Origin of the sequence: Microbacterium sp. APC 3901, assembly GCF_030407765.1 — a bacterium.
Taxonomy (GTDB): Bacteria; Actinomycetota; Actinomycetes; order Actinomycetales; family Microbacteriaceae; genus Microbacterium.
In genome coordinates this window covers 126,270-144,666 of the sequence record NZ_JASDCU010000009.1, presented here as the reverse complement: position 1 = coordinate 144,666, position 18,397 = coordinate 126,270, and the positions used below count along the sequence as shown (strand labels likewise).

Here is an 18,397-nt window from a genome sequence, read left to right as displayed (position 1 = left end):
GCTCGCGTCGCCTGTGACACCGCGAACGCCGTCGCCGGGTCCACCCTCACGACCATGTCCCGGCGCTGACGACGGGCATCCTGCTCGACGTCAGCGGGTCTGGAAAGTGCGCTCGGGAGATCCCGTGTAGAGCTGCTGCGGGCGACCGATCTTGGTCTGCGGATCGAGCTGCAGCTCACGCCACTGCGCGAGCCAGCCGGGCAGACGACCGATCGCGAACAGCACGGTGAACATCCGCGTCGGGAAGCCCATCGCCTTGTAGATGACACCGGTGTAGAAGTCGACGTTCGGGTAGAGACGACGCTCCTTGAAGTAATCGTCTGCGAGCGCGAGCTCTTCGAGTTCCTGAGCGAGGTCGAGCAGCGGGTCGGTCACACCGAGCTCGGCCAGAACCTCACCCGCGGCCTCCTTGACGAGCTTGGCTCGGGGGTCGTAGTTCTTGTAGACCCGGTGCCCGAAGCCCATGAGCTTCACGCCCTCTTCTTTGTTCTTCACCCGTTCGACGAAGCGAGAGACGCTCTGACCGGAATCACGGATCTGGCCGAGCATGGTGAGGACGGCCTCGTTCGCACCGCCGTGCAGCGGCCCGGAGAGCGCCTGGATGCCCGCGGAGATCGATGCGAACTGATTCGCACCGGTCGAGCCGACGAGACGCACGGTCGAGGTCGACGCGTTCTGCTCGTGGTCCTCATGCAGGATGAGCAGCAGTTCGAGAGCCTTCGACATCACCGGGTTGACCTCGTACTCCTCGGAATGCACCCCGAAGTTGAGCTTGAGGAAGTTCTCGACGAAGCCGAGGGAGTTGTCGGGGTAGAGGAACGCCTGACCGATGCTCTTCTTGTGCGCGTAGGCGGCGATGACCGGCAGCTTCGCCAGCATCCGGATCATGTTCAGCTCGACGTGCTCGGGGTTGTGCGGGTCGGTCTGGCCCTCGTAATAGGTCGAGAGCGCGGCGACGGCCGACGACAGGACCGACATCGGATGCGCGGTGTGCGGAAGCGCCGAGAAGAAGCGCTTCAGGTCTTCGTGCAGCAACGTGTGCCGACGGATCTTCTCGTCGAACTCGGCGAGCTCCGCAGCAGAGGGAAGCTCGCCGTAGATCAGGAGCCATGCGACCTCGAGGTAGCTCGTCGATCCGGCGAGCTGCTCGATCGGGTATCCGCGGTAGCGCAGGATGCCCTTGTCGCCGTCGATGAATGTGATCTCGGACTTGGTCGACGCAGTGTTGACGAAACCGTAGTCGAGCCCGGTGTAGCCGGTCTGCCGCGTCAGCGTCGAGAAGTCGATGCTGTCGTTGCCCGCCGTGCCTCGCAGGAGTGGGAACTCAGCGGTCGTATCGCCGATCGTCAGCTTCGCTGTCGTCTGCTGCTCTGCCGCTGCGCTCACGCGGGCCTCCTCATGGATCTTCATCAAGTCGGATGTGGCGATGTCACGGCGCTGTGCACCAGGTCTGTTCGAGATCATCGATACATGACCGAATCGCCTTTACAGCCTAGTAGGCACACAGGCCTACTGTGACAACCGACAAAAGAACCACCGGTCTGAGGCGAGAACCTACACGGCCTGTTCACGCAGGCGCCGGGCGCCCTCGGCGACCCGTTCGGAAGGCGCCGTCAGTGCCAGCCGTACATGCTGATTCGAAGCCGCGCCGTAGAACGGGCCAGGGCCCGCGAGGATGCCGAGGTCGGCCAGCCTCTCGATGCTCGCCCACGCGTCCTGCCCCTCGGTCGCCCACAGGTAGAGACCTGCTTCCGAGCCGTCGATCCGGAACCCCGCGGCCTCGAGTGCCGGTCGCAGCATGTCGCGCCGCTCACGATAGAGCTCCTTCTGGACCGCGACGTGCTCGTCGTCGCCCAGTGCCACGGCCATCGCGTGCTGCACCGGCTCCGGCGGCATCAGCCCCAGGTGCTTGCGCGCGGTGAGCAGCTCGCCGACGATACGCGCGCACCCCGCGACGAAAGCGGCTCGATAGCCGGCGAGATTCGACTGCTTGCTCAGCGAATAGACGCTGAGCAGATTCGCCCTGCTGCCGCCCGTCACTCGGGGGTCGAGGATCGAAGGGATCGACTCGGTCGCCCACTGACCGTCCCACCCGAGCTCGGCATAGCACTCGTCACTCGCGAGCACGGCACCCAGCTCACGAGCTCGCACGACCGCGGCCGACAGCTCCTCCACCGTCCAGGTGCGGCCGTCGGGGTTGCCCGGCGTGTTGATCCAGATGAGCTTGGCGCCCTCGGGCCAATCGGCAGGATCGTCGGCAGGCAACGGCGTGGCCCCGGCGACGCGGGCGCCGACCTCGTAAGTCGGGTAGGCGATCCTGGGATGCACGACGATGTCACCGGCGCCGAGTCCCAGCAGGGTCGGAAGCAAGGCCACGAGCTCTTTCGAGCCGATGGTGGGCAGCACGTTGTCTACGGTGAGGTCGGCCACTCCTCTGCGGCGGGCGTACCACGCGACGATCGCCTCACGCAGAGCGGGCGTGCCGACGGTCTGCGGGTATGCGTGCGCGTCCGTCGCGTCGGCCAGCGCTCTGCGGATCAGCTCAGGGGTCGGGTCGACGGGCGAGCCGACCGACAGGTCGACGATGCCGCGCGGATGCAGAGCGGCACGCTCACGATAGGGAACGACCGCGTCCCACGGATAGTCGGCGAGATCGCGAACGCTCACGGACTACTCGCCCTGTGGCGGAAGAGCGGCGATGATCGGGTGATCGTGCGCGATGACGCCGACCTTGGCCGCACCACCAGGAGAGCCGACCTCGTCGAAGAACTCGACATTGGCCTTGTAGTAGTCCTGCCATTCGTCGGGCAGATCGTCTTCGTAGTAGATCGCCTCGACGGGGCACACCGGCTCGCAGGCCCCGCAGTCGACGCATTCGTCCGGGTGGATGTACAGCGAGCGTTCGCCCTCGTAGATACAGTCAACGGGGCACTCGTCGATGCAGGCGCGATCCTTGACATCGACGCACGGGAGAGCGATCACATACGTCACTCCCCCAGTCTACGACTCGCTGCCGGTCCGATCGCCCAGAGCGGGGGCACGCCGGGCACGCGTCGCTTCGGCAGCGGACACCTCGGACGGCGGTGAGGGCACGGACGTCTGCGCCTCGGTGCGCGCGGGAAGCCGGGAGAGTGACGGCCATGCCACGGCGAGAAGCACGAGCCCAGCCACCAGATAGGTCCAGATCCGGCCGCTGAGCGTGTCTTCGACCACCACCGATCCACCGGGACCCACGCCCGAGATGAGCACCAGCATGCCGATCATGCCGAGCCCCGCGGCGAGAGTCGCGCCTCGGTCGTGGGTGAGCGCGCGGATGGCGACGAGGATCGCGCCGCACGCGATCGCTCCCACCAGGAGCCCCACGGGCACCGGTCCCCACATCAGACTGTGGCCGATCGTCCCCGCGACGCCGAAGACGCCGCCGACGAGAGCCGCGGCGATCCAAGAGAGCACCCGGGAGATCCATCCGTTACGCACGAGTCGATCCTACGCGCGCAGATGATCTGTCCGGCTCAGACAGCGAGACCGAGTAGGCGCAGGAGGGCGGCCACGAGTGCAGCGGTGAACACCACGACGAGGAACGACTGACGCAGCCACAAGAGACCGGCCGCGACGAGCAGGGCGGGAACCCGTGCATCGACGACCACAGCCTGCCCGGAACCCAGGGTCTGGACTGCCACGAGCGCGGCGAGAAGCGCAACGGTCAGCAGGTCTGAGATGCGCGCCGGTCGGGGCGCCTCGAGCACGCTCGGCGGCACAAGATAGCCCGTTGCTTTGAGGGCCAGGCAGATCACTGCGGCGAGCAGGATCGCACTCCAGACGCTCACCGGCCCACCTCCCCGTTGATCGCCGTCGAAGCGCCGGCTCTCCCCAGCCAGTCGAACCAACCCACGACGATCGCGACGACGGCGGCGACCAGCACGGGCAGGCCCGGCATGATGAACGGCGTGAGCGCCGCCGCGATGACTGCGGCTGCGACGCCGACCGCGATCGCCTGGCGCTTCTTGAGACGTGGCCAGAGCAGGGCGAGGAAGGCTGCGGCAGCAGCCGCATCCAGCCCCCAGGCCTTCGGGTCTCCGAGCACGTCGCCGACGAGCGCGCCGACCAGCGTCGTGAGGTTCCACCCGACGAATATCCCGACTCCGGTGACCCAGAAGCCGACCTGCCTCAGGCGGGGATCGTTCTGCGAGATGGCCACCGCTGTCGACTCATCGATCGTGAAGTGCGCTGCAGCGACGCGGCGCACGGGCGTGGTGCCTACGATCGGCGACATCCGCATGCCGTACGCGACGTTGCGCACCCCGAGCAGTGTGGCCGAGGCGATCGCCGAGGGAAGCGCGGACACTCCCCCGGCGGCGAACACCCCGACGAAGGCGAACTGCGACCCGCCGGTGAACATCAACAGGCTGAGCACACACGACTGCCAGACGTCGAGACCGGATGCCACGGCGAGGGCGCCGAACGAGACGCCGTAGGCGCTGGTCGCGAGGACCACCCCCAGTGCCTCGCGCCAGACCTCGCGCTCGGCCCTCATCGGGCGATCGTTCGCTGTACTGAACACATGGTCATCATTCTGAACAACGTGAACCGAATAGTCAAGCGAACGATCGTTTGACATAATGAACGCATGGAGGATCTCCGAACCCGTATCGCCCGCACCCTGCGCAGAGAGCGCGAGCGAGCCGCCCTGTCCGTCTCCGAACTCGCACGCCGGGCCGGGATCTCGAAGGCGACCGTCTCGCAGCTCGAGACAGGCTCGGGCAATCCCAGCGTCGAGACCCTGTGGGCACTGGGCGTCGCACTCGGCGTGCCCTTCGCCGTGCTCGTCGATCAGCAGGCCAACGCGCCGACCCTCATCAGGGCCGAGGACCTCGCCGGCGTACCGTCGTCAGCGGCGGCATACAGCGCCACCCTGCTGTCGGCGAGTCCTCCGGGTGCACGCCGGGACGTGTATCTGATCCAGGCGGAGCCCGGTGAACATCGCCGCTCCGATCCGCACCACCCGGGGACCACCGAGCACGTGGTCCTCATCACGGGCCAGGCTCGGATCGGCCCGACGGACGCGCCGGTGCTGCTGGGCCCCGGCGACTACCTCTCGTATGCCGGAGACGCACCGCACGTCTTCGAAGCGATCGCCACCGGAACCAGCGCGGTTCTCATCTCCGAGCTCCGCTGAGCGCCGCTCCCGTCATGCCGAGACCCACCACCGCACGCATGCGGGGTGGGTCTCGGGTGGGAAGTGGTCAGTCGCGCGGCGGCTCAGTACCAGTTCACGGACTGCGAGTGACCCCATGCGCTGCACGGGGTGCCGTACACCGATGAGATGTACCCGAGGCCCCAGCGGATCTGAGTGGCCGCATTGGTCTGCCAGTCGGATCCGGCAGACGCCATCTTGCTTCCTGGCAGAGCCTGCGGAATCCCCGTCGCGCCTCCGGAGGCGTTGTACGCCTGGTAGTTCCAACCGGATTCCTTGGTCCACAGCGATTCCAGGCAGGAGAACTGATCGTCGCCCCATCCGTACTGGCTCGCCGCGATGTCACGCGCCACGGACTTCGCACCATCGACGGTGTTCGTCTGCGCGAGTGCCGCGGCTTCGGCCGCAGCCTGCTCCGCAGCGGCATCCGCAGCTGCCTTCGCCTGCTGAGCCGCGACGTACGACTCCTGCAAGGCGGCGGTCTCAGCGACGATCTCGTCCGTCCCTGTGACCGCATACGCCGTGAGGCTGGACAGCTCCCTGTTCGAGAACTCGCCTCGGTCCGCGAGCTGACCGACCCAGGCGGTCACGTCGGCCGTGTCGACAGCAGAGGGCGCGGCGCCGAGGTCGAGACCCGATGCCGCCACCTCGGCGTTGAGCGCCTCGGCCGCCGCGACGGCGTCCTGAGCGGCGACCATGGTGAGGGCCGAGTCGTCGGTGCTCTTCGCCAGCGCCTCCGGCTCACCGGTGACGAAGGACGCGACGTCGGCGACGGCGTCCGGCACCTCGGCGCCCGCGGCGGGGGCAGAGACGATGCCGACAGTGAGGGCGAGGCCGAGCACGCCTCCGGCGATCGTTCCGAGGATCAGGGTGGGGCGACGTGCAGTGATCGCGTTGCGAGCTGATGCCGCCGCGTGTGCGCGCCGAAGCGCACGGGTGTTCTGAAGCATGGGTTCGACTTTCGGGTCGTCGTACGCCCGTCGCAGGACACTCATCGGGAGATTTGCCCCAGGCGCAAGGTAACGATTCTGCAACGGCATGCCTGGACGTTTCGTGAGAAAGGGGCCCTGCCCTGCCGTTTCCGGCAGGACAGGGCCCCTTTTCTTAGACGATTCTCAGACGTTGGCGTCCTGGCGCTTCAGGCGAGCGGTCTCGCGCGCACGCGTGTTGGCGTCGAGGTTGACCTTGCGGATGCGGACGACCTCGGGAGTGACCTCGACGCATTCGTCGTCACGCGCGAACTCGAGGCTCTCCTCGAGGGTGAGCTGACGGGGCGGGGTCATCGACTCGAAGGTGTCGGAGCTCGCCGCACGCATGTTGGTGAGCTTCTTCTCCTTCGTGATGTTGACGTCCATGTCGTCGGCGCGCGAGTTCTCGCCGATCACCATGCCCTCGTAGACCTCCTGCGTGGGCTGCACGAAGAACGACATGCGCTCCTGCAGAGCGATCATCGCGAACGGGGTCACGACGCCCTGGCGGTCGGCGACGATGGAGCCGTTCTGGCGCGTCGTGATCGAGCCTGCCCACGGCTCGTAGCCGTGCGAGATCGCGTTCGCGATTCCGGTGCCGCGGGTCGTGGTGAGGAACTCGCTGCGGAAGCCGATGAGGCCACGAGACGGGACGATGAACTCCATGCGCACCCAGCCGGTGCCGTGGTTCGTCATGTTCTCCATGCGACCCTTGCGGTTCGCGAGCAGCTGCGTGATGGCGCCGAGGTGCTCCTCCGGCGTGTCGATCGTGAGGTGCTCGAACGGCTCGTAGGTCTTGCCGTCGATCTTCTTCGTGACCACCTGCGGCTTGCCGACGGTGAGCTCGAAGCCCTCGCGACGCATGTTCTCGACCAGGATGGCGAGAGCCAGCTCGCCACGACCCTGAACCTCCCAGGCGTCGGGGCGTCCGATGTCGACGACCTTGAGCGAGACGTTGCCGATCAGCTCCTTGTCGAGACGGTCCTTGACCATTCGAGCCGTGAGCTTGTGACCCTTGACCTTGCCCATGAGCGGCGACGTGTTCGTGCCGATCGTCATCGAGATGGCGGGGTCGTCGACCGTGATCGCCGGAAGCGGGCGGACGTCCTCGGGGTCGGCGATGGTCTCACCGATCGTGATGTTCTCGAAGCCGGCGATGGCGACGATGTCGCCGGGGCCGGCGGACTCGGCGGGGTAGCGCTCGAGCGCACGCGTCTTGAGCAGCTCGGTGATGCGTGCGTTCTGGTGCGTTCCGTCGGCACGGACCCAGGCGACGGTCTGGCCCTTCTTGAGCGTGCCGTTGAAGACGCGCAGCAGGGCGAGGCGACCGAGGAACGGGCTGGAGTCGAGGTTCGTGACCCAGGCCTGGAGCGGCGCCTCGTCGTCGTACGCCGGAGCGGGGACGTGCTCGAGGATCGCCTCGAAGAGCGGCTCGAGGTCGTCGTTGTCGGGCAGCGAGCCGTCGGCGGGACGGTTCTGCGATGCTGCGCCGGCACGACCGGACGCGTAGACCACCGGCACGTCGAGCAGAGCGTCGACGTCGAGGTCGGGCACGTCGTCGACGAGGTCGGAGGCGAGGCCGAGGAGCAGGTCGTGCGCTTCTTCCTCGACCTCGGCGATGCGAGCGTCCGGACGGTCGGTCTTGTTGACCAGGAGGATGACGGGCAGCTTGGACTCGAGGGCCTTGCGGAGCACGAAGCGCGTCTGCGGGAGCGGGCCCTCGCTGGCGTCGACGAGCAGCACGACACCGTCGACCATGGAGAGGCCGCGCTCGACCTCACCGCCGAAGTCGGCGTGGCCGGGGGTGTCGATCACGTTGATCGTGATCTCCTTGCCCTGAGCGTGCTTGCCCTTGTAGGTGATCGCCGTGTTCTTGGCGAGGATCGTGATGCCCTTCTCACGCTCGAGGTCGTTCGAGTCCATCGCGCGCTCATCGACGTGGGCGTGTTCACCGAACGAGCCCGTCTGACGCAGCATGGCGTCGACGAGGGTGGTCTTGCCGTGGTCGACGTGCGCGACGATTGCGACGTTGCGGAGGTCAGAGCGAAGGGCGTGCGCCATGCAGATGTCCTAAAGAGTGTGGGGTTTTGCCGAGAAGCCGACGTTCCAGACTATCGTATTCGGGCGAGTCGTTCCTGAGCGCTCGAAGTACGATCAGGAGCGTGACCGCCGCAGACCTCTCTTCCCCGCCTTCACGTGCTCGCCTGTGGTGGGAGATCGCGATCGTCCTCGCACTCGGTCTCGGTCAGTCCGCCGTCTACGCGATCGTCCAGCTGGCCTACCGCCTCACCGATGAGACGCCCCTCGCCGATCAGACCGCGACCCTCAATCCGTCCCGGAGCGACCGCGAGATCTTCGACCTGATCTACCAGATACTGTCGATCGGTTTCTCCCTCGTCCCCGTGCTGCTCGTCTGCTTCCTGCTGTGGCAGTCGTCCAGGCCGCATCTGGGCAGGCTGGGTCTCGACGGCACCCGCGTCGGACCGGATGTCGGTCGCGGGATCCTCCTGGTCGCGGCCATCGGCATCCCCGGTCTCGGTCTGTATCTCGCCGGGCGTGCCCTCGGACTCTTCGTCGCGGTCGACCCCGCAGGACTCGACACTCACTGGTGGACGATCCCCGTCCTCCTCCTCGCGGCAGCCCGCGCATCGCTGCAGGAGGAGTTCGTCGTGCTCGGCTATCTCTTCGCCCGACTCCGGCAGCTGGGCTGGGGGCCGTGGGCGATCATCCTCACCACGTCCGTGCTGCGCGCGAGTTACCACCTCTATCAGGGGCCGGGAGCGTTCATCGGAAACCTCGCGATGGGGCTGCTCTTCGGATGGCTGTTCCAGCGCAGCGGACGGCTCATGCCGTTCCTCGTCGCGCACTTCCTGATCGACGCGACGGTGTTCGTCGGCTACCCCTGGGCGGCGGCGACCTGGCCGATGCTGTTCGGGCTCCCCGGCTGACTGCTCTGCGCGATCAGCCGTTCGCGATGACGATCGACGCCACGGCCCCGAGCACGATGACGCCGAGCGCGATGAGCGCCTGAGAGTCCCAGGTGCGACGGATCGGAGCGTCAGCTGTCGACGGGGCTGCCTGCCAGCGGTCACGGATCTCGGTGAGCTCGCGGAGTCCGGCGGGCGCCTTGGCCTCGTCGTCCTCGCGCACCGGGCGCCGAATCGGACGCGCTCTCGCCGGTCCCCCATAACTCGAGACGTCCGAGCCGTCCTCGAGCGAGAACACGAGCTGCCAGCGCAGGTCGATATCGCGGACACGGCTCCAGCCGAATGACGTTCGGCGCAGCATGTTCTGCACCGTGGCACCCTCGCCGTCGACGCGCACGACAGAGACGAAGGCGATCTCGTAGACGACCCAGAGTCCGAGCAGCACCCACGGGGCGAGCAGGAGCATCTGGCCCCAGCCCGCGCGCACCACGGCGTCGCCGAGCAGGAAGATCGCCAGCAGCGTGCAGAGAACGAGGGAGACAGGCCCGGAGGCCGCACGGAATGTCCGTGCGGCCTCCGGTCGAGGTTCGGTGCTCACTCTCAGTGACCGCCGAGAGTGATCGTCGCCCCGGGAATCGCCTTCAGCAGGCGATCGGTGTACTCCTGCTGCGGGTTGGCGAAGATCTCGTCGACAGTGCCCTGCTCGACGATCCTGCCCTTCTCCATGACGCACACGAGGTCGCTCGACACGCGGACGACGGCGAGGTCGTGCGTGATGAACAGATACGTGAGCCCGAGCTCCGACTGGAGTTCGGCGAGCAGCTGCAGCACCTGATCCTGCACGAGCACGTCGAGCGCCGAGACGGCCTCGTCGAGCACGATGATGTCGGGCTTCAGCGCCAGTGCACGCGCGATCGCGACACGCTGACGCTGTCCGCCCGAGAGCTCGTTCGGGTAGCGGCTCGCGAGGACGCGCGGCAGTGAGACCTGGTCGAGCAGCTCCTCGACGCGTTCACGCTGCGAGGCACGATCGCCCACGCCGTGGATCTGCAGCGGCTCGGCGATCGTGTTGCCGATGTTGCGCAGCGGGTCGAGCGACCCATACGGGTCCTGGAACACCGGCTGCATGCGTCGACGGAGTCCGAATGCCTGAGCATTGGACAGCTTCGACACGTCCTGGCCGTCGATCTCGATGGTGCCGCTGGTGGGCTCCTCGAGCTTCAGCACCATCTTCGCGACGGTCGACTTCCCCGAGCCCGACTCCCCCACCAGCGCGAGGGTCTTGCCCTTGGGGATCTCGAACGACACGTCGTCGACCGCGCGGAAGGCCTCGCTGCGGAAGCCCCCCTGACGGATCCGATAGTCCTTCGTGAGCCCCGCGACGCGTACCGTCGGCGGGATGGCCGCGAGGCTGTCGCGGGTTTCGATCCCTTTGTCCTCCACCACCGCCTGGATGCGCTGCGAGGCCACGCTGGGCGCCGCGGCGACCAGCCGCTTGGTGTAGGGATGCTGCGGATTCTCGAGGATCTCGCGGCTCGGACCGGCCTCGACGATGTTGCCGCCGTTCATCACGATGATCTTGTCCGCGCGCTCGGCCGCGAGGCCCAGGTCGTGCGTGATCAGAAGCACCGAGGTGCCCTTGTCGCGCGTGAGCGTCGCCATGTGATCGAGGATCACGCGCTGCACCGTCACGTCGAGAGCCGAGGTCGGCTCGTCGGCGATGAGCAGCTTCGGGTCGGCCGCGAGGCCCATTCCGATCAGGGCACGCTGGCGCATTCCACCCGAGAACTGATGCGGGAACTGGTGCAGACGCTTCTCGGCGTCGGCGAGCCCGGCCTGCTGCAGCACCTCGACCGTGCGCGCCTTCGCGGCTTCGCGACCCTGGGCGATGCCGTTGGCACGGATCGCCTCTTTCACCTGGAACCCGATGCTCCAGACAGGATTGAGGTTCGACATCGGGTCCTGCGGCACGAAGCCGATGTCCCGACCGCGGACGGCCTCGATCTCACGACGGTTGAGCGTCGTGAGCTCGCGCCCCTCGAGGGTGATGGACCCAGCGGTGACCTGACCGGTGCCGGGCAGCAGGTTCACGATGGCCGTGGCCGTCGTGGACTTCCCTGAGCCGGACTCCCCGACGATCGCGACGGTCTCTCCCGGCATGACGTCGAAGCTGACTCCGTGGAGCACTTCGCGCAGGCCCTCCTGCGTGCGGAACGCGACGGTGAGATCGCGGATGCTCAGCAGCGGGACCTGGTCGGTGATTCGCTCGCTCATCGGCGTGCCCTCGCCTTCGGGTCGAGGGCGTCTCGGATGAGCTCGCCCAGGGTGACGAACGCCAGCACCGCGAGGGTGAGCGCGATCGACGGATAGATGAGTGCCATCGGCGCGACACGCAGCGAGGCCTGGGCATCGCCGATGTCGTTACCCCACGACATCACGTCGCTGCCGAGACCGACGCCGAGGAACGACAGCGTCGCTTCGGCGACGATCGCCCCCGCGAGGCCGAGCGTCGAGACGACGAGCAGCGGCGCGATCGCGTTCGGAATGACGTGGTTCAGAAGGATCTTGAACTTCGACTGTCCGAGCGCCTGTGAGGCGATGACGAAATCGGCCTGACGCACACGGAGCACCTCGGCACGCACGACACGGGCGGTGGACGCCCACGCGAACCCGCCGATCGCGAACGCGAGCGTCCAGACCGAACGGGAGTCACGGAACACGGTCATCACGACCACGGCCGCGAGGATGTACGGGATCGCGAAGAAGATGTCGCCGATGCGCGACAGCAGGCCGTCGAGCCATCCGCCGTAGAAGCCGGCGAGCGCCCCCATGATCAGGCCCAGAAGCGACGAGATCACGGTCGCGATCAGCCCGACAGCGAGGGAGGTCTGCGACCCCCACACGATACGTGCGTAGATGTCGCATCCCTGGAACGTGAATCCGAGTGGATGCCCGTCCGCCGGACCGCCGTTGCTGTTCGACAGCTGGCAGTCGGCGTTCGGTGGCGTGGCGGTGAACAGCGCCGGCCACAGCGCCATCACGAAGAAGAAGAGCGCGAGCACGATCGAGAACCAGAACAGCGGACGACGACGCAGGTCGAACCAGGCGTCTCGCCACAGGTTGCTGGGCTTGTCGGAGATGCGGACGGCGTCGACCGAAATCGACTCCGTCTCGATCGGAGCGACGTAGTGCTTCTGAGATGTGGGATCAGGCATAGCGAATCCTCGGGTCGAGCAGACCGTAGAGCAGGTCGATGAGAAGGTTCACCAACACGTACAGGATGACGAACACGGTCACGAACGAGACGACCGTGGGTCCCTCCCCGCGCTGGATCGCCTGGAACAGCGTGTTTCCCACACCGGGGACGTTGAAGATGCCCTCGGTGACGGTGGCCCCCACGAGCAGCACGCCGAAGTTCGTGGCGGAGTTGGTGATCACGGGGATCAGCGAGTTGCGCAGCACGTGCACGGGCAGCACGCGATTGCGTGAGAGCCCCTTGCTGTACGCGGTGCGCACCCAGTCCTGGTTCAGGGTCTCGATGACCGAGCTGCGCATCAACCGCATACTCACGGCGTAGAGGCTGAATCCGAGCACGATCGCCGGCAGCCAGAGACCGCCCCAGTCGTTGTCCGCGCCGACCGTCGGCTTGAACCATCCGAGCTGGATCGCGAGGAAGTACTGCGCGAGGAACGCGACCACGAAGATCGGGATCGCGATCGCGACCAGCGCCACGATGAGCGAGACGTTGTCGAACAGCTTGCCCTTGCGCAGCGCCGAGATCGTGCCGATGATGATCGCCAGCACGAATTCGATCGCGATGGCCATCACCGCGAGGCGACCGGTGACGGGAAGCGTCGCGGCGAGCACGGCAGACACGGGCCGGCCGGAGTAGGTGGTGCCCAGGTCGCCCTGGAACACGCCCGTGATGTAGTACCAGTACTGCACGATGAACGGGTCGTTCAGGTGGTACTGCTCGCGCAGCTGGGTGACGACCGCCGGGCTCGGGGTCTTGTCACCGAACAGGGCGAGAATCGGGTCGCCGGGCATGGCGAACACGAGGAAGTAAATGAGCAGGGTGGCTCCGAAGAAGACCGGGATCACCTGCAGAAGACGTCTCAGAATGTAACCGAGCATCCGCTTGTCCCTTCTTAGAGGGCAGAGAAAGCCTCGAACACAAGCCTGTGAGGCGGTGACGAAGAATCGTCACCGCCTCACAGGTGAAGTGCCGTCAGACTTTACTCGCCGGCCTTCGTGATCTCGTAGTACAGCGGAACCGAGTTCCAGCCGAACGTGACGTTGTCGACGTTCTCGCTGAAGCCACCGGTCACGTTCGAGTACCACAGCGGGATCGCGGGCAGGTCCTGGAACAGAACCTCCTGCGCCTTGGTGAAGTCCTCGATCTGCGCATCGGGGTCGGGGTTGCTGATGCCGGCCGAGATGAGGTCGTCGAACTCGGGGTTCGAGTAGTCACCGTCGTTCGAGCCTGCGCCCGTGGCGTAGAGCGGTCCGAGGAAGTTGTACAGACCCGGGTAGTCGGCCTGCCATCCGGAACGCGCTGCCGTGGTGATCGAGCGGTCGTTGATCTTCGTGCGAAGATCCTGGAACGTCGGGTACGGGTCACCCGATGCCTCGATACCGAGCGTGTTCTTGATCTGGTTCGACACCGCGTCGACCCAGGCGTCGTGCCCGCCGTCGGAGTTGTACGCGATCTTGAACTCGCCGTCCCACGGCGAGATGGCGTCGGCCTCGGCCCACAGCTCCTTCGCCTTCTCGGGGTCGAAGTCGAGGACCTCGCTACCGGGAACCGAGTCCGACCAGCCCGCGATGACCGGCGACGTGAAGTCGGCTGCCGGGGTGCGGGTGCCCGAGAAGATGGTCTCGGTGATCTCTTCGCGGTTGATCGCCATCGACAGCGCCTGACGACGCAGCTGGCCCTCTTCGCCGCTGAAGTGCGGGAGGAACTGGCCGATGGTGAACGACTGGAACACGGCCGACGGCTGGTTCACTGCGCGGTCGCCGAGTTCGTCGGCGAAGACCGGGAGCGAGCCGGTCGGGATCGCGTCGATCACGTCGACCTCGCCACCCTGCAGGTCGGCGTACGCCGCTTCCTGCGTCGCGTAGAACTTGATCGTCAGACCGCCGTTGGCCGCCTTGCGGGGACCGTCGTAGTCGTCGTTGCGGACGAGGTCGATCTGCACGTCGTGCTGCCACGCGTCTTCGCCGTCGATCATGTACGGGCCGTTGCCGATCGGCAACTGGCCGAAGGCTTCCATGTCCTCGAAGGCTGCATCGGGCAGCGGGTAAAACGCCGAGTATCCGAGGCGCAGCGCGAAGTCGGAGGCCGGCTTGTTCAGCGCGATCGTGAAGGTGTAGTCGTCGACCTGCTGCAGGCCGGCCATGTCGCCCTGCGCGCCGAAGACGTCGTCATCGGGGTTCGCCGGGTCACCCGGGTCATTGATGAACCCCTCGATGTCCTCGAAGAAGTAGCCCGAGAGCTGAGCGTTCTCGGCCTGTGCTCCGTAGTTCCACGCCTTGATGAAGTTGTCGGCGGTGACTTCTTCACCGTCGGTGAAGGTCAGACCTTCCTTGATCTTGACGGTGAGGTTCTGCGGGTCCTCCGTGGTGATCTCCTCAGCCACGTCGTTGACCGGCTTGCCGTCGGCGTCGTAGTAGATCAGACCGGCGAAGATCTCGTCGAGGATCTTTCCGCCACCCACCTCGTTGGTGTTGGTGGGGATCAGCGGGTTCTCGGGCTCCGAGCCGTTCGTCGTGATGATGGCGTCCGCGTCACCGGTTGCACCGGATCCGCCGTCGCCGTCGTCGCTTCCACCGCTCGCGCAGCCCGCGAGCGCCAGGGCGCCGATCGCGAACAGCGCAGTGCCCGCAAGGGCGATCTTGTTGCGCTTCACTTTGTGTCCTCCTGTGGACGGGTATTCATCAGACTGCGCGCTCATCGTCGAACGCGTAGGGATAGTTGACTGTAACCCGCGATTCAGAGGACATCGCACTCGGCTAATGAACCGTTACTGAGTGGTGACCAACTGTAATATCGCGGAAACATGCTCGCCCGAGGGCGACCGTTGCCTCTCCCGATCGCCCTGGCTAGATTGAACGGACCAACCGGAGGGAAGTCGAAGATGACTGGAATGAAGAAGAAGTTGATGGGTGCGGCGGCGGGGCTCGCACTCAGCGTCGGTCTGGTGGCGGGAGCACCGTTGGCCGCTGCGGCAGCCGGCTGGGCGGGTGCCTACGTCGACGCGAGCCACTGTCAGGCCGATCGACGTCTGTACATGCAGGAGGGCTACAGCACCGGCCCGTGCGTCAACCGCGCAGGGCTGCCGGGATTCTGGTTCTCGTACTCCTGAACCGAACGACGAAGGGCCGGATGCCGTCGGCATCCGGCCCTTCCTCGTGATCTCTCAGGCGAAGGCCTCGATCGGCGGGCAGGCGCACACGAGGTTGCGGTCTCCGTAGGCCTGATCGATGCGGCGCACCGGCGGCCAGTACTTGCCTGCTACCAGGGCATGCACCGGATAGGCGGCATCCTCGCGGGTGTAGGCGTGGTTCCACTCCCCTGAGATGAGTGAGACCGCGGTGTGCGGAGCGTGGACCAGCGGGTTGTCGTCGGCGGGCCAGCGGCCCGCGGCGACGGCATCCGCCTCGGCCTTGATCATGATCATCGCCTCGATGAACCGCTCGATCTCGCCGAGGTCCTCGGACTCCGTGGGCTCGACCATGAGCGTCCCCGCGACGGGGAACGACATGGTCGGAGCGTGGAAGCCGTAGTCGATGAGGCGCTTCGCGACGTCGTCGACCGTGATCCCGGTCGCCTCTTTGAGCGGACGCAGGTCGAGGATGCACTCGTGCGCGACGCGTCCGTCCTCACCCGCGTACAGCACCGGGTAGTGCTCGCCGAGGCGCGCGGCGATGTAGTTCGCCGACAGGACGGCGGCGGCAGTGGCGTGTCGGAGACCGTCAGACCCCATCATGCGCACGTACGACCACGAGATCGGCAGGATCCCGGCCGATCCGTACGGCGCCGCCGATACGGCGCCGCCTCCGAAGACGAATCCGCCCGCGTGCTCTGCCCGCTGCGCCAGCGGGTGCGACGGAAGGTACGGAGCGAGGTGCGCCTTCGCCGCGACCGGACCCACGCCGGGGCCACCGCCGCCGTGCGGGATCGCGAAGGTCTTGTGCAGGTTGAGGTGCGAGACATCACCGCCCAGATCGCCGAACCGGGCGTACCCGAGCAGCGCGTTGAGGTTGGCGCCGTCGACGTACACCTGACCGCCCGCATCGTGCACCGCGGTGGTGATCTCGACCACGTCCTGCTCGTACACACCGTGTGTGGACGGGTAGGTGATCATGAGCGCGGACAGCTCATCGGCGTGCGCCGCGATCTTCGCCCGCAGGTCGTCGAGGTCGACGTTGCCGAGCTCGTCGCAGGCCACGACGACGACCCTCATACCTGCGAGCACCGCGGAGGCCGCGTTCGTGCCGTGCGCAGAGGACGGGATCAGGCACACGGTGCGCCGCGCGTCGCCGTTCGCGAGGTGGTAGCCGCGGATCGCGAGCAGCCCGGCGAGCTCACCCTGCGAACCCGCGTTCGGCTGCAGGGAGACGGCGTCGTATCCGGTGACCTCGGCGAGCCATGCCTCGAGCTGCGTGATCATGTCGAGATACCCCTCGACATCCGCTGCCGGTGCGAACGGGTGGATTCCCGCGAACTCCGGCCACGTGATCGATGCCATCTCGGTCGCCGCGTTGAGCTTCATCGTGCACGACCCGAGCGGGATCATGCCGCGGTCGAGCGCGTAGTCGCGGTCGGCCAGGCTCTTGAGGTAGCGCATCATCGCCGTCTCGCTGCGGTGCGCGTGGAAGACGGGGTGCGTGAGGTACTCGTCCTGACGCAGCAGCTCGCCGGGAAGGCCGCCCTGCGATCCTGAGCCGAAGAACCCGAACGCCCGTTCCCGAGCCCCGCCGAAGACCTGAGCCACCTGGTGGAGCTCGCCGACCGTCGTGGTCTCGTCGACCGAGATCCCGACCGTGTCGGCGTCGGCGGCATGCAGCAGGATGCCGAAACCGTGGTGCGCCTGCTCCGCGTACTCCGCCGCACGCCCCGGTACACGCACCTGGATGGTGTCGAAGAACGAGTCGTGGACGACATCGGAGCCTGCGTCGACGAGCCAGTCGCGCAGCATCGCGGTCTTCGCCGCGACCTCCCGAGCGATCGCCTTCAGGCCATCGGGCCCGTGATAGACCGCGTACATCGAGGCCATCACGGCGAGCAGCACCTGAGCGGTGCAGATGTTGCTGGTCGCCTTCTCGCGGCGGATGTGCTGCTCGCGGGTCTGCAGAGACAGTCGGTAGGCCGGCTTGCCGTCTGCATCGACCGAGACGCCGACGAGGCGCCCCGGCAGCTGCCGCTCGAGTCCTGCGCGCACGGCCATGTAGCCTGCGTGCGGACCGCCGAAGCCGATGGGCACGCCGAAGCGCTGGGTCGTTCCGACCGCGACATCGGCGCCGAGCGATCCTGGCGAGGCGATCAGAGTGAGCGCGAGCAGGTCGGCCGCGACGACGGCGAGCCCGCCGGCGAGGTGCGCTGCATCGATCACGGCGCTCGGGTTCCAGACCCGCCCGGAAGCGCCGGGGTACTGGATGAACACGCCGAACAGCTCGGAGGGAAGCTCCTCACCGGCAGCGAAGTCGACCGACACCAGCTCGATGCCGACTGCCTCCGCACGGGTCTCGAGCAGCGCCTTCGTCTGCGGGAACGCATCCGCGTCGACGGCGAAGACATTCGACGCCTTCTTCGACGCACGGCGTGCCAGCAGCATCCCCTCGACGACGGCCGTCGACTCATCGAGCATCGACGCGTTCGCAGTGGTGAGACCGGTGAGCTCTGCGACCATCGTCTGGAAGTTGATCAGCGCCTCGAGGCGACCCTGCGAGATCTCCGGCTGATACGGCGTGTAGGCCGTGTACCAGGAGGGGTTCTCGAGCACGTTGCGCTGGATCACCTGAGGGGTGACCGTGCCGTAGTACCCGAGGCCGATCATGGGACGGTTCACCGTGTTGCGTGACGCGAGCGCCCGCAACTCGGCGAGCGCCTCGGTCTCGCTCGCAGCGCGCGGGATGATCGAGTCCGCAGAGGCGGAAGTGAAGATCGAAGCGGGCACGGCCTGGCGCATCAGCGCCTCGACAGGGCTCCAGTCCTCGAGCCCCGACTCGACGCCCAGGGCATCGAGCATCTGACGCTGGGCGGCGGCGGTGGTTCCGATATGACGATCGGCGAAAGAGACCACTGG

The 18,397-nt window shown here is 66.8% G+C and carries 17 protein-coding genes; 3 read left to right on the top strand and 14 right to left on the bottom strand.

Features of this window, described 5'->3' with window-relative positions; genetic code table 11:
• Positions 1–90: 90 nt before the first annotated feature.
• The 6 genes from QMA07_RS10330 to QMA07_RS10305 form a co-directional block, all read right to left on the bottom strand.
• Entirely contained in the window at positions 91–1,386 is a 1,296-nt protein-coding gene (locus tag QMA07_RS10330) for a citrate synthase (protein ID WP_290161541.1), read from the bottom strand.
• A 168-nt stretch (positions 1,387–1,554) separates the two neighbouring features.
• On the bottom strand, positions 1,555–2,667 hold the full coding sequence (gene dapC, locus QMA07_RS10325) for a succinyldiaminopimelate transaminase (protein ID WP_290161539.1): 1,113 nt from the start codon (positions 2,665–2,667) through the stop codon (positions 1,555–1,557).
• A 3-nt stretch (positions 2,668–2,670) separates the two neighbouring features.
• Complete coding sequence (fdxA, locus tag QMA07_RS10320) at positions 2,671–2,991, bottom strand: ferredoxin (protein WP_042542002.1); 321 nt, start codon at positions 2,989–2,991, stop codon at positions 2,671–2,673.
• A gap of 9 nt (positions 2,992–3,000) precedes the next feature.
• Positions 3,001–3,477 (bottom strand): histidinol dehydrogenase, encoded by a 477-nt coding sequence (locus QMA07_RS10315; protein ID WP_290161536.1) that lies wholly within the window; start codon positions 3,475–3,477, stop codon positions 3,001–3,003.
• 35 nt (positions 3,478–3,512) lie between these two features.
• The gene (locus QMA07_RS10310) at positions 3,513–3,827 is read right to left on the bottom strand and encodes an AzlD domain-containing protein (RefSeq protein WP_290161534.1); all 315 of its coding nucleotides are present in this window, start codon (positions 3,825–3,827) and stop codon (positions 3,513–3,515) included.
• Positions 3,824–4,534, bottom strand: a complete 711-nt coding sequence (locus tag QMA07_RS10305) for an AzlC family ABC transporter permease (protein WP_290161532.1) — start codon at positions 4,532–4,534, stop codon at positions 3,824–3,826. The genes QMA07_RS10310 and QMA07_RS10305 overlap by 4 nt, the downstream gene beginning before the upstream one ends.
• Before the next feature lie 93 nt (positions 4,535–4,627).
• Between QMA07_RS10305 and QMA07_RS10300 the strand changes: the two genes are divergently transcribed.
• Entirely contained in the window at positions 4,628–5,176 is a 549-nt protein-coding gene (locus QMA07_RS10300) for an XRE family transcriptional regulator (RefSeq protein WP_290161530.1), read from the top strand.
• 83 nt (positions 5,177–5,259) lie between these two features.
• Here the strand turns inward: QMA07_RS10300 and QMA07_RS10295 are convergent, their stop codons facing one another.
• Both QMA07_RS10295 and typA read right to left on the bottom strand, forming a co-directional pair.
• A complete protein-coding gene (locus tag QMA07_RS10295) occupies positions 5,260–6,144 on the bottom strand; it encodes a phospholipase (RefSeq protein ID WP_290161528.1) in 885 nt (294 codons plus the stop codon).
• Between the two features lie 165 nt (positions 6,145–6,309).
• Positions 6,310–8,223, bottom strand: coding sequence for a translational GTPase TypA (gene typA, locus QMA07_RS10290; RefSeq protein ID WP_056508792.1), 1,914 nt, complete (start codon positions 8,221–8,223; stop codon positions 6,310–6,312).
• A gap of 101 nt (positions 8,224–8,324) precedes the next feature.
• On the opposite strand from typA, the gene QMA07_RS10285 reads away from it, so the two are divergent.
• The gene (locus QMA07_RS10285) at positions 8,325–9,110 is read left to right on the top strand and encodes a type II CAAX endopeptidase family protein (protein ID WP_290161525.1); all 786 of its coding nucleotides are present in this window, start codon (positions 8,325–8,327) and stop codon (positions 9,108–9,110) included.
• A gap of 13 nt (positions 9,111–9,123) precedes the next feature.
• Here QMA07_RS10285 and QMA07_RS10280 read toward each other — a convergent pair whose 3' ends face one another.
• From QMA07_RS10280 to QMA07_RS10260, 5 genes are all read right to left on the bottom strand, one after another.
• On the bottom strand, positions 9,124–9,687 hold the full coding sequence (locus tag QMA07_RS10280; RefSeq protein ID WP_290161523.1) for a PH domain-containing protein: 564 nt from the start codon (positions 9,685–9,687) through the stop codon (positions 9,124–9,126).
• A gap of 2 nt (positions 9,688–9,689) precedes the next feature.
• Complete coding sequence (locus QMA07_RS10275) at positions 9,690–11,363, bottom strand: ABC transporter ATP-binding protein (protein WP_290161521.1); 1,674 nt, start codon at positions 11,361–11,363, stop codon at positions 9,690–9,692.
• Entirely contained in the window at positions 11,360–12,304 is a 945-nt protein-coding gene (locus QMA07_RS10270; RefSeq protein WP_290161519.1) for an ABC transporter permease, read from the bottom strand. Before QMA07_RS10270 ends, QMA07_RS10275 begins: the two co-directional genes overlap by 4 nt.
• Positions 12,297–13,223, bottom strand: coding sequence for an ABC transporter permease (locus QMA07_RS10265; RefSeq protein ID WP_290161517.1), 927 nt, complete (start codon positions 13,221–13,223; stop codon positions 12,297–12,299). The genes QMA07_RS10270 and QMA07_RS10265 overlap by 8 nt, the downstream gene beginning before the upstream one ends.
• A 101-nt stretch (positions 13,224–13,324) precedes the next feature.
• Positions 13,325–14,998 (bottom strand): ABC transporter substrate-binding protein, encoded by a 1,674-nt coding sequence (locus tag QMA07_RS10260; protein ID WP_290161515.1) that lies wholly within the window; start codon positions 14,996–14,998, stop codon positions 13,325–13,327.
• 237 nt (positions 14,999–15,235) lie between these two features.
• Between QMA07_RS10260 and QMA07_RS10255 the strand changes: the two genes are divergently transcribed.
• Positions 15,236–15,454, top strand: coding sequence for a hypothetical protein (locus QMA07_RS10255; protein WP_290161513.1), 219 nt, complete (start codon positions 15,236–15,238; stop codon positions 15,452–15,454).
• 54 nt (positions 15,455–15,508) lie between these two features.
• Here QMA07_RS10255 and gcvP read toward each other — a convergent pair whose 3' ends face one another.
• The gene (gcvP, locus tag QMA07_RS10250; protein WP_290161511.1) at positions 15,509–18,394 is read right to left on the bottom strand and encodes an aminomethyl-transferring glycine dehydrogenase; all 2,886 of its coding nucleotides are present in this window, start codon (positions 18,392–18,394) and stop codon (positions 15,509–15,511) included.
• Between the last annotated feature and the right edge of the window lie 3 nt (positions 18,395–18,397).